The sequence below is a fragment of the Fodinicola feengrottensis genome, assembly GCF_039530045.1.
GTDB classification, from domain to species: domain Bacteria; phylum Actinomycetota; class Actinomycetes; order Mycobacteriales; family HKI-0501; genus Fodinicola; species Fodinicola feengrottensis.
In genome coordinates this window covers 12,004-21,561 of the sequence record NZ_BAAANY010000008.1, presented here as the reverse complement: position 1 = coordinate 21,561, position 9,558 = coordinate 12,004, and the positions used below count along the sequence as shown (strand labels likewise).

Annotated in this window: 13 protein-coding genes; 8 read left to right on the top strand and 5 right to left on the bottom strand. The window is 66.9% G+C overall.

Annotation, left to right across the window (positions count from 1 at the left end):
* Positions 1 to 231 precede the first annotated feature (231 nt).
* Genes ABD301_RS09880 through clpS form a run of 5 tightly spaced genes read right to left on the bottom strand, consistent with a single transcriptional unit; the run spans position 232 to position 2,943 of the window.
* Positions 232 to 1,182 carry a PLP-dependent cysteine synthase family protein gene (locus ABD301_RS09880; RefSeq protein ID WP_344309162.1) on the bottom strand — a complete coding sequence of 317 codons (951 nt, stop codon included), beginning with the start codon at positions 1,180 to 1,182 and terminating at the stop codon, positions 232 to 234.
* Positions 1,183 to 1,189: 7 nt separating this feature from the next.
* The gene (locus ABD301_RS09875) at positions 1,190 to 1,465 is read right to left on the bottom strand and encodes a MoaD/ThiS family protein (protein WP_163573759.1); all 276 of its coding nucleotides are present in this window, start codon (positions 1,463 to 1,465) and stop codon (positions 1,190 to 1,192) included.
* Positions 1,466 to 1,513: 48 nt separating this feature from the next.
* Positions 1,514 to 1,942 carry a M67 family metallopeptidase gene (locus ABD301_RS09870; protein ID WP_344309160.1) on the bottom strand — a complete coding sequence of 143 codons (429 nt, stop codon included), beginning with the start codon at positions 1,940 to 1,942 and terminating at the stop codon, positions 1,514 to 1,516.
* A gap of 60 nt (positions 1,943 to 2,002) precedes the next feature.
* Complete coding sequence (locus tag ABD301_RS09865; protein ID WP_344309158.1) at positions 2,003 to 2,575, bottom strand: DUF2017 domain-containing protein; 573 nt, start codon at positions 2,573 to 2,575, stop codon at positions 2,003 to 2,005.
* On the bottom strand, positions 2,572 to 2,943 hold the full coding sequence (gene clpS / locus ABD301_RS09860) for an ATP-dependent Clp protease adapter ClpS (RefSeq protein ID WP_163573756.1): 372 nt from the start codon (positions 2,941 to 2,943) through the stop codon (positions 2,572 to 2,574). The genes ABD301_RS09865 and clpS overlap by 4 nt, the downstream gene beginning before the upstream one ends.
* A gap of 256 nt (positions 2,944 to 3,199) precedes the next feature.
* Here clpS and ABD301_RS09855 point away from each other — a divergent pair, with 256 nt between their 5' ends.
* The 8 genes from ABD301_RS09855 (at position 3,200) to ABD301_RS09820 (ending at position 9,522) form a co-directional block, all read left to right on the top strand.
* Positions 3,200 to 3,850 carry an ABC transporter permease gene (locus ABD301_RS09855; RefSeq protein ID WP_344309156.1) on the top strand — a complete coding sequence of 217 codons (651 nt, stop codon included), beginning with the start codon at positions 3,200 to 3,202 and terminating at the stop codon, positions 3,848 to 3,850.
* Positions 3,843 to 5,045 (top strand): ABC transporter ATP-binding protein, encoded by a 1,203-nt coding sequence (locus ABD301_RS09850; RefSeq protein WP_344309154.1) that lies wholly within the window; start codon positions 3,843 to 3,845, stop codon positions 5,043 to 5,045. The genes ABD301_RS09855 and ABD301_RS09850 overlap by 8 nt, the downstream gene beginning before the upstream one ends.
* Positions 5,045 to 5,836, top strand: coding sequence for an ABC transporter permease (locus ABD301_RS09845; protein WP_163573755.1), 792 nt, complete (start codon positions 5,045 to 5,047; stop codon positions 5,834 to 5,836). Before ABD301_RS09850 ends, ABD301_RS09845 begins: the two co-directional genes overlap by 1 nt.
* A gap of 1 nt (position 5,837) precedes the next feature.
* Positions 5,838 to 6,866 (top strand): glycine betaine ABC transporter substrate-binding protein, encoded by a 1,029-nt coding sequence (locus tag ABD301_RS09840; protein ID WP_344309152.1) that lies wholly within the window; start codon positions 5,838 to 5,840, stop codon positions 6,864 to 6,866.
* Positions 6,867 to 6,952: 86 nt separating this feature from the next.
* Entirely contained in the window at positions 6,953 to 7,429 is a 477-nt protein-coding gene (locus tag ABD301_RS09835) for a 4-oxalocrotonate tautomerase (protein WP_344309150.1), read from the top strand.
* 17 nt (positions 7,430 to 7,446) lie between these two features.
* A complete protein-coding gene (locus ABD301_RS09830) occupies positions 7,447 to 7,584 on the top strand; it encodes a hypothetical protein (RefSeq protein WP_344309148.1) in 138 nt (45 codons plus the stop codon).
* Positions 7,585 to 7,645: 61 nt separating this feature from the next.
* Entirely contained in the window at positions 7,646 to 8,935 is a 1,290-nt protein-coding gene (locus ABD301_RS09825; RefSeq protein ID WP_344309146.1) for a nicotinate phosphoribosyltransferase, read from the top strand.
* Positions 8,932 to 9,522: an isochorismatase family protein gene (locus ABD301_RS09820; RefSeq protein ID WP_344309144.1), complete on the top strand. Its 591-nt coding sequence runs from the start codon at positions 8,932 to 8,934 to the stop codon at positions 9,520 to 9,522. Before ABD301_RS09825 ends, ABD301_RS09820 begins: the two co-directional genes overlap by 4 nt.
* Positions 9,523 to 9,558: the final 36 nt, after the last annotated feature.

Below are 9,558 nucleotides of genomic sequence, written 5' to 3'. Positions count from 1 at the left end.
GTACCCAGGAAAAATCGCACCAGACAACAAAAACGACTAAGACATAAAACACCCAAAACAGGCGAGCAGTCGCCATCGCCCTTTGACTCAAAATTTACCTATTGCAGGGTGGGTGTGTTTCATGGGTTCGCGAGTTGGACCCCTGACACGCCGACGTCGACACGCGTCTGCTCGCCTCGATGACCCCTTGAGGACATCCGGCGCCCGTGGTGGACCGTGCAGACAAGCCGGTCAGGCCCAGAGTTGCCCCTCGAGGGCCGTCTCAGCCTCCGCGATGGTGCCTGCGTACGCACCGGTGGACAGGTATTTCCAGCCGGCGTCCGCGACCACCAGCGCGATGTCGGCCTTCTGGCCGTCCTTCGCCGCCTGGTAGCCGATCGACAGGGCCGCGTGCAGCACGCAGCCGGTCGAGATGCCGGCGAAGATGCCTTCGACCTCGATCAACTGACGCGTACGCAGCAACGCGTCGCGCCCGCCGACCGAGAACCGCCGGTTGAGTACGGACGCGTCATAAAGCTCCGGTACGAAACCCTCGTCGACATTCCGCAATCCGTAAACAGCCTCGCCGTAGCGGGGCTCGGCGGCGATGATCTGTACGTCCGGCAGCTTCTCGCGCAGGAACCGGCCGGTCCCCATCAGCGTCCCGGTGGTGCCCAGCCCCGCCACGAAATGCGTCAGGCTGGGCAGGTCCCGCAGCAGCTCAGGGCCGGTCGTCTCGTAGTGAGCGCGCGCGTTCGCGGAGTTGCCGTACTGGTAGAGCATGACCCAGTCCGGGTGCTCGGCGGCGATTTCCTTCGCCATCGCGACCGCCTGGTTGGAACCGCCCGCGGCCGGCGACGCGATGATCTCGGCGCCGTACATGGTGAGTAGCTGGCGCCGCTCGACCGAGGTGTTCTCCGGCATCACGCACACCAGCCGGTAGCCCTTCAGCCGCGCCACCATGGCCAGCGCGATCCCGGTGTTGCCGCTGGTGGGCTCCAGGATGGTGGCGCCCGGCCGGAGCCGGCCGTCCCGCTCGGCCGCCTCGATCATGAACAGCGCGGCGCGGTCCTTGATCGAGCCGGTCGGGTTCCGGTCCTCCAGTTTCGCCCACAGCCGTACGTCCGGGCTCGGCGACAGCCGAGGCAACCCCACCAGCGGGGTGTCCCCGAGTGCGGCGATCAACGACTCATAACGAGCCATCGCCGGATCAGCCTCCGGCGACGGCCGGCAGCACGGTGACCGAGGCGCCGTCGGCGAGCTTGGTCTCCAGCGAGCCGGTGAACCGCACGTCCTCGTCGTTCACGTACACGTTGACGAACCGGTGCAGCGAGCCGTCCTCGGTGATCAGTCGGCCGCGCAGCCCCGGGTGCTGCTTGTCCAAGTCGTTCAACAGCTCGTCAAGCGTGTCGCCGGCGCCGCTGACGGTCTTCGCGCCGCCGGTGTACGTGCGCAGGATGGTCGGGATGCGTACCTCGATGGCCATGCCGGTCGGTCTCCTTGGTTCGTACGTCGTTTACAGCGGCAACAACACTCAGGTGCCCGATGATTCCGCCGGGTCCACGATCTGGACCGGCTCCTCGGTCACCACACCCTCCAGGATCCGGTACGAGCGGAATTCCACCGACTCCGGCTCCCGGGTGCTGACCAGCACATAGTGGGCATGGGGCTCGGACGCGTACGAGATATCGGTGCGCGACGGGTAGGCCTCGGTGGCGGTGTGCGAGTGATAGATCACCACCGGCTCCTCGTCCCGGTCGTCCATCTCTCGCCAGACCTTCAACTGCTCGGCCGCGTCGAACCGGTAGAAGGTCGGCGACCGCTCGGCGTTGGCCATCGGCACCACTCGGACCGCCGCGTCGCTGCCGGCCGGGCCGGTGACCAGCCCACATGCCTCATCGGGGTGGTCTCGGCGGGCGTGCGCGACGAGCGCGTCGTACACCTGCTGCGAAAGCTTGAGCACAACAGCAGAGGCTACAGGCCCGGGCGGCTACCGCGGCTGTGGTGCACGCAACGTCGTCGCTCAGAGATCACCCATGAGTGCGGTGATCAGGCTCTCCGACAACAAGCCGGCGTAGCTGTAGATTGCCGCCGTACCGGCCTCCGAGTCGTCTTCGGACAACAGCGCGCGCTGCAGCTTCTGGTCCGACGTCTCGTCGTCATCGATGTCCAGTCGTACGGCCAGCACCAGCCGCAGGTCGGTGAGGGCCCGCAACCATCCGTCCGCCTCCTGCACCGACAGCGACACGTCGCCGCCGTCCGCCGGCAGGCCGTCGTGCAGCATCCGCATCCGCTCGACCTTGCCGGACCGAAGGCTGTCCTCGGTGAGCCGGCGGGCCCGCGCCGAGGCGGCCGGGTCGTCGACGTACGCGTCCGGCAGCAGCCGGTGCAGCGCCGGGTCCTGCGGCGGCGGAGTGTCCTGCTCGCCGAGAGCGGCCAACTGCTCCAGCGGGTCCGGAATCCCGTTCGCCGCCGGGTTGTCCGGATCGGCCCCGAGCAGCACCAGCATCTGCTCGGCGGCGTGCCGGAAGACGCCGGCCTCCGGATAGCCGAAAGTGGCCACGATCCGCTCACCGGACCGGTGAAACTCGCTCATTGGTCCTTCGTCAACGTCGCCCAGAGGCCGTACGAGTGCAGCTTGGCCACGTCCACTTCCATCTCGTCGTGGCTGCCACGGGACACCACGGCCCGGCCCTTCTGGTGCACGTCGAGCATCAACCGGGTCGCTTTCTGTTTGGAATAGCCGAAAACCGTCTGGAAAACGTACGTCACATACGGCATCAGGTTAACCGGATCGTTCCACACAATGGTCAGCCACGGCAGGTCGGGCTCGGTGGTGGCGTCCGTCCAGGCGCTGGTGTCAGCCTGCGGTTCGGCGGTCGCCGCGCCGCCCGGGGCGCTGGCGACCACCACCGGTGGACCTGTCGGGGCGACCGGGACGTGGGCGGACGGCGTTTCGGGCATCACCTCCATGGTGCCATCAACCGGTCCGGCCCGCGGCCCGGGTCAGTACGCCACCCGAAATACCCCTGTTACGCACAGTTAGGGAATATTTAACGCTCCACTCGACGGGACAACTCGTGATGTTGCCGTTATGGTGCGACGAACCGACCGAAACCGCGGTGATCAGTGTGCGTGCGGTGACAGAGCGCATCGCCGACTCCGCCGTCCTGAACGGTAGGAGTGGCGAAATGTACTTGCTGGCAAAGAGAAGTCCGCGGTGAACGACTTCTGGGCGTACTTACAGTCGCGGTCCCAGCAGCTCATCTTTGACACGACCATGCACGCCAGTACGGTCGCGCAGAGCCTGTTGCTGGGCATCATCATCGCGGTCGCGCTCGGGATTTTGGTCTATCGAAGCAAATGGCTGACCGCGCTCGCGGTGGGGGTGACCAGCACTATCCTGACGGTGCCGTCGTTCGCGCTGCTGGGTCTGCTGATCCCGTTCCTGGGACTGGGCGTCCCGCCGACCATCACCGCGCTCGTCCTTTACGCGCTGCTGCCGATCATCCGGAACACCGTGGTGGGTCTGCGCGGGGTGGATCCGGCGATGATCGAAGCGGCGCAAGGGATCGGGATGCCGCGCTGGCGGATCCTGCTGATGGTCGAGTTACCGCTCGCCTGGCCCGGCATCCTCGCCGGTATCCGGGTCAGCACCCAGATGATCATGGGCATCGCGGCCATCGCGGCGTACGCGGCCGGTCCCGGCCTGGGGAACCAGATCTTCGGCGGACTGTCCCGGATCGGCGCCACCAACGCCGTCAGCGAGGCCGTCGCCGGCACCCTCGGGGTCGTCATCTTGGCCATCATGTTCGACATCGTGCTGATTGTCATCGGCCGTTTCACCACCTCAAGGGGAATCCGTGCCTGAGTCCACCACAACGTCCACTGTGGACGATTCGGTCGCCGGCCGGTCCGTCAGCGGCGCGCCGATCGAGCTGGCCCATGTCACCAAGCGGTACGCCGGCCAGCAAGCGCCGGCGGTCGACGACTTTTCCATGCATATCAACGCCGGCGAGATCGTCGTCTTCGTCGGGCCGTCCGGCTGCGGCAAAACCACCACGATGAAGATGATCAACCGGCTGATCGAACCGTCCGCCGGCAGGATCATGCTCGGCGACCAGGACGTCACCAAGCTGGAGCCGGCGCAGCTGCGCCGCCGCATCGGGTACGCGATCCAGCAGGTCGGCCTGTTCCCGCACATGACCATCGCGCAGAACATCGGCCAGGTGCCGGCGATGCTGAAGTGGGACCGGCAGCGGATTCGGGCCAGAGTGGACGAAATGCTGGAGTTGACCGGCCTGGATCCGGACGCCTACCGCGGCCGCTTCCCGAGGCAGTTGTCCGGCGGCCAGCAGCAGCGGGTCGGGGTGGCCCGGGCGCTCGCCGCCGACCCGCCGGTGCTGCTGATGGACGAGCCTTTCGGCGCGGTGGACCCGATCACCCGCGGCAACCTGCAGGACGAGCTGCTGAACCTGCAGAGCCAGTTGGGAAAAACGATTGTCTTCGTCACGCATGACTTCGACGAGGCCATCAAACTCGGCGACCGGATCGCGGTGTTGGGCAACCAGTCCAAAATCCTGCAATATGACACACCTGAGGCGATCCTGGCCGCGCCGGCCGACGACACGGTGGCCGGTTTTGTGGGCAGTGGCGCGACTATTCGCCAGCTGGGCCTCAAGCGCGTACACCACCTGCAGCTGGGGAAGGTCGCCACCGCGCCGCTGGGCGTCGACGCGGAGGCGGCACGTCAGACGTTGGGCGGCGGAAAACATTTGCTGTTGCTGGACAAACGGAACCGGCCAGTGGAGTGGCTCAGCGCCCGGGCGCTGGCCAAAGCCACCGGCAGTGTCCAGCATGGAGACCACCTGGTCGGAGACACGGTCACCCGGCGGTCGACGCTGGTGGACGCTTTGGACGCGATCCTGACCGAAGGCGGCGGTTACGCGGCGGTGACGGGCGAGCGCGGCGAGTACGTCGGCACCGTACAGATGGAACAGATCATGGCCACCATCACCGAAATCCGCGAGGCGCAGGACACCACGCCGACCGGGAGCGCCGGCTGATGGCCGACCTCACCTCCGCGCCAGCCGCCGAAGTCGCCCGCGGCGAGCAGCCGCGGGTGGACAGCCGGCTGCGGCTTTTCGTTACTCCGGTGGTGCTTCTGGCCATCACCGGCCTCTACCTGGAGGTGGTCTTCAGCAGCCATCTCGACTCGATCGAGGCCCGGCAGATCACCGCGTCGAACCTGATCACCCTGACCTGGCAACACGTCGTGCTCACCGCGGTGTCCGCGCTGCTGGTGGTGGTTGTCGCCATTCCGCTGGGCATTCTGGTGACCCGCCGGTCGGTACGGTTCCTGGCCGCGCCGGTCACCCTGCTGGCCAACCTCGGTCAGGCTATTCCGGTGATCGGCCTGCTGGTGCTGCTGGCCGTGCTGTTCGTCAAGGCGAACTTCTTCGGCTTCTGGCTGACCGTCACGGTTTGCGTCGTCTACGGCGTGCTTCCGGTGCTGCGCAACACGATCACCGGCGTGCGGAGCATCGACCCGGCGCTGATCGAGTCCGCTCGCGGCATCGGCATGACGCCGTGGCGGGTGCTCACCCGGGTAGAACTTCCGTTGGCTGTCCCGTACATTCTCGCCGGCCTGCGGACCACGTTGGTGCTCATCGTCGGGGTGGCCACCCTCGGCACCTTCGTGGACGCCGGCGGCCTCGGCGACCTGATCAACACCGGCATCAAGCTCGAACGCACGGTGATTCTGTTCACCGGCGGCATCCTCGCGGTGATGCTGGCCCTGCTGATCGACTGGGTCGGTGGCCTGATCGAACGGGCACTGACCCCGAAAGGACTTTAGAATGCGGAAAATTCCCGCCCGCCGAACGCACCGGCTACGCGTGCTCGCAGCACCCGTGGCCGTCGTGATGGCGGCGGGAATCGCGCTTTCGGGCTGTGGCCTGCAAACCGGTTCCGCGTACGTGCAGAAAGTCCAGCCAGCGTCGATAGAACCAATCCCGGCGCTGAAGGGTGTGAACCTCGCGGTCGGCTCCAAGGACTTCGACGAACAGATCATTCTCGGTTACATCGCCATCATCGCTTTGAAAGCAGCCGGCGCGGACATCACTGACCGGACGAACATCAAGGGCTCGGACAGCCAGCGGCAGGCGCTGCTCGCCGGCGGTACCGATGTGGAATGGGAATACACCGGCACCGCCTGGATCTCGTACTTGAAGAACACCAAGCCGATCGTCGACCCGCACCACCAGTTCGTCGCCGTCCAGCAGGCGGACGCCAAGAACGGCATCACCTGGGTGGACCCGGCGCCGATGAACAACACCTACGCATTCGCGGTCACGCCGCAAAACCAGAAGAAATACAACCTGCACATGATCTCGGACGTCAAGCGGCTGGCTCAGACCAACCCGAAGGCGGCCACCTTCTGTCTGGAGACCGAGTTCACCAGCCGGGACGACGGCATGCCCGGCGTGGAGAAGGCGTACGGATTCACCCTGCCCAAGCAGAACTTCCAGACCATGGACACCGGCCTGGTCTACACCCGTACCCAAGAGGGATCGTGCACCTTCGGTGAGGTTTTCACCACGGACGGCCGGATCAAGGGCCTGGGGCTGAAAACCCTCGAAGACGACAAGCACTTCTTCCCGAACTACAACGCAGCCCTGTCCGTACGCACCGAAATCATGAACAAATATCCGCAGATCGCGCAGTTGTTCGCGCCGATCGCCGCCAAACTCACCACCGAGGAGATCGGCGCCCTCAACACCAAGGTCACCGTCGACGGCGACGACGCGTCGCAGGTCGCGTTGAACTGGATGGCCAAAAACGGGTTCGTCCGCAGCCCGGACGCGAAGACCAACGGCCAAGCCTGATCTGGGCCGGCCCGATCTGAGTTGACATTTCCAAGTCAGCAGGGTTTCCTCGATGGCGATCACCCAGCCAGGAGGTTGCCATGCCGATGCTCGATGTCCATATCCCCGCCGACGCGCTGTCCCCTGAAGCCGAGAAGGCGCTGCTCAGCAGGCTGACCGATATCCTGATCGGCTGGGAGGGATTCGACCCCGCGGACCCCGCGATGCGGGCGGTGTCCTGGGCGTTCGTGCACCGGCCGGCGGCCGTCTTCGTGGCCGGCGCGCTGGCCGACGCGCCCCGCTACAAGGTGGTGGCGACCGTCCCGGAGGGCCAGCTCGATGAGCGGCGGCGCGCCGGAGTCGTCGCGGACGTGACGGAGGCCGTACTCGACGCGGAGGAAGGCGCGTGGCCACGCGACAAGGGCCGGGTGTGGGTGTTCCCGACCGAGATCCCGGACGGCTACTGGGGCGGGAACGGGCGGGTCACCCGCCTCGCCGACATCCTGCGGCGCGTCACCGACCCCGACATGGCCCGCACGCTCGCCACCGAACGCATCGCCGCGAGCCGCGCCGACCGCGCCTGACGGGAGGAGTCCCGGGCGTGGATCGCTACGGTCCCCATGCGCGTACGAACCGTCGCCGCGCGGAGAGCACCGAGGTGCATGACAACGGCGGGCTCGTGACCGAAGGCTCCGGTTCCGGCGGCGGCACCTCGAACTACAGCGGCGGCCTCGACTGACGAGCATGCCGCTGGCCACACGAGCGGCGGGAACCGGCCATCGCTAGTTATTCTGTGCGGCGTGACTTCAGCGCTCCTGACGGACCAGTACGAGCTGACGATGGTGGCGGCGGCGCTGGCCGACGGCACCGCAGACCGCGACTGCGTTTTCGAGGTGTTCGCCCGCCGATTGCCCGAAAGCCGCCGATTCGGGGTGGTCGCCGGCACCGGGCGGTTCCTGGAGGAGCTGGCCCGGTTCCGGTTCGGCGAGCCGGAGCTGGCGTTCCTCGCCGAGCGCGCCATCGTGTCCGACCAGACGCTGGAATGGCTCGCCAACTACCGCTTCAGCGGCGACATTGACGGCTATCCGGAGGGCGAGCTCTACTTCCCGGGCTCCCCCATCCTGACCATCCGCGGCACCTTCGGCGAGGCGGTGCTGTTGGAGACGCTGGCGCTGTCGGTGTTCAACCACGACTCGGCGATCGCGTCGGCGGCGGCCCGGATGGTGAACGCGGCCAGTGACCGCGCGCTGATCGAGATGGGCTCCCGGCGGACGGCCGAACAGTCCGCGGTCGCGTCCGCGCGGGCCGCCTACCTGGCCGGGTTCAGCGCGACCAGCAACCTGGAGGCCGGCCGCCGCTACGGCATCCCCACCACCGGCACCGCCGCGCACGCGTTCACCCTGCTGCATGACAAAGAGGCGGACGCTTTCGCCGCACAGATCAAAACTCTCGGCGTCGGTACGACCCTGCTGGTCGACACGTACGACATCAGTGCCGGTGTGAAAATCGCCATCGAGGTGGCCGGACCGGACCTCGGCGCGGTCCGGATCGACTCCGGCGACCTCGGCGTGCTCGCCATGCAGACCCGCCGGCAGCTGGACGAGCTGGGCGCCACGAAAACCAAGATCGTGCTGTCCGGCGACCTCGACGAGTTCGCGATCGCCGCACTCGGCGCCGCTCCGGTGGACGCGTACGGCGCCGGCACCTCGGTCGTCACCGGATCGGGCGCGCCGACCGCCGGGATGGTTTACAAAGTGGTGGAGGTGGACGGAAAACCGGTGGCCAAACGCAGCGAGGGCAAACCTTCCCGTGGTGGCGCGAAAACCGCGCTGCGCCGGCACAAACCCAGCGGCACCGCCATCGAGGAAGTGGTGATCGCGGACGCCGTCGACCTGGAGCCGGGCCCGGGCGAGCGGCTGCTGCAGGTGCCATTGGTGCGCGGCGGGGAACCGGTCGGCGACCAGCCTGACCTCACCGCGGCTCGCCGGATGCTCCGGGAGCGGATGGTCACGTTGCCTTGGGACGGCCTCAAACTGTCCAGGGGCGAGCCGGCTATCCCGACGATTTTCCTGGAAGGGTCAAAAAAATGACGCAGCCGTACGGCCCTGAGGTGGCCTTGATCGTGGTCGACGTGCAGAACGACTTCGCCGACCCGACCGGCGGGCTCTACGTGGTGGGCGGCGAGCAGGTGGTCCAGGTGGTGAATGCCGAAATCGCCACCGCGCGAGCCGCCGGCGCGCCGGTTTTCTATACCCAGGACTGGCATCCGCCGGTTACCCCGCATTTCGCCAAGGACGGCGGTGTCTGGCCGGTGCACTGCGTCGCCGGCACCTGGGGCGCCGACCTGCGCCCGGACCTGACGGTTTCCGGCCCGATAGTGCGAAAAGGTGTCAATGGCGAGGACGGCTACTCCGGCTTTTCGGTCCGCGACCCCAGTTCCGGTGACGTGCGGGCGACCGAGCTGGGAAATCTCTTGAAAGACGCGTCTGTACGGCACGTGGTCGTCACCGGCCTGGCCGGCGACGTCTGCGTGAAAGCGACCGCGTTGGACGCCCAGGAGCTGGGTTTTTCGGTCACCGTACCGTTGGCCGCCACCCGCTTCGTCAATCTTCAGGAAGGTGACGACGAGCGCGCGATCGCGCAGCTGCGAGCCGCCGGCGTCGACGTGACAGCGTAATCGACTCGCTCTGGAAGCCGGCGCGATGTTCGCGTA

Bases quoted from the DNA above. Each gene is read 5' to 3' on its own strand.
- ABD301_RS09880 (WP_344309162.1), bottom strand. From the start codon at position 1,182: ATGGCTCGTTATGAGTCGTTGATCGCCGCACTCGGGGACACCCCGCTG.
- ABD301_RS09875 (WP_163573759.1), bottom strand. From the start codon at position 1,465: ATGGCCATCGAGGTACGCATCCCGACCATCCTGCGCACGTACACCGGC.
- ABD301_RS09865 (WP_344309158.1), bottom strand. From the start codon at position 2,575: ATGAGCGAGTTTCACCGGTCCGGTGAGCGGATCGTGGCCACTTTCGGC.
- clpS (WP_163573756.1), bottom strand. From the start codon at position 2,943: ATGCCCGAAACGCCGTCCGCCCACGTCCCGGTCGCCCCGACAGGTCCA.
- ABD301_RS09845 (WP_163573755.1), top strand. From the start codon at position 5,045: ATGGCCGACCTCACCTCCGCGCCAGCCGCCGAAGTCGCCCGCGGCGAG.
- ABD301_RS09840 (WP_344309152.1), top strand. From the start codon at position 5,838: ATGCGGAAAATTCCCGCCCGCCGAACGCACCGGCTACGCGTGCTCGCA.
- ABD301_RS09835 (WP_344309150.1), top strand. From the start codon at position 6,953: ATGCTCGATGTCCATATCCCCGCCGACGCGCTGTCCCCTGAAGCCGAG.
- ABD301_RS09820 (WP_344309144.1), top strand. From the start codon at position 8,932: ATGACGCAGCCGTACGGCCCTGAGGTGGCCTTGATCGTGGTCGACGTG.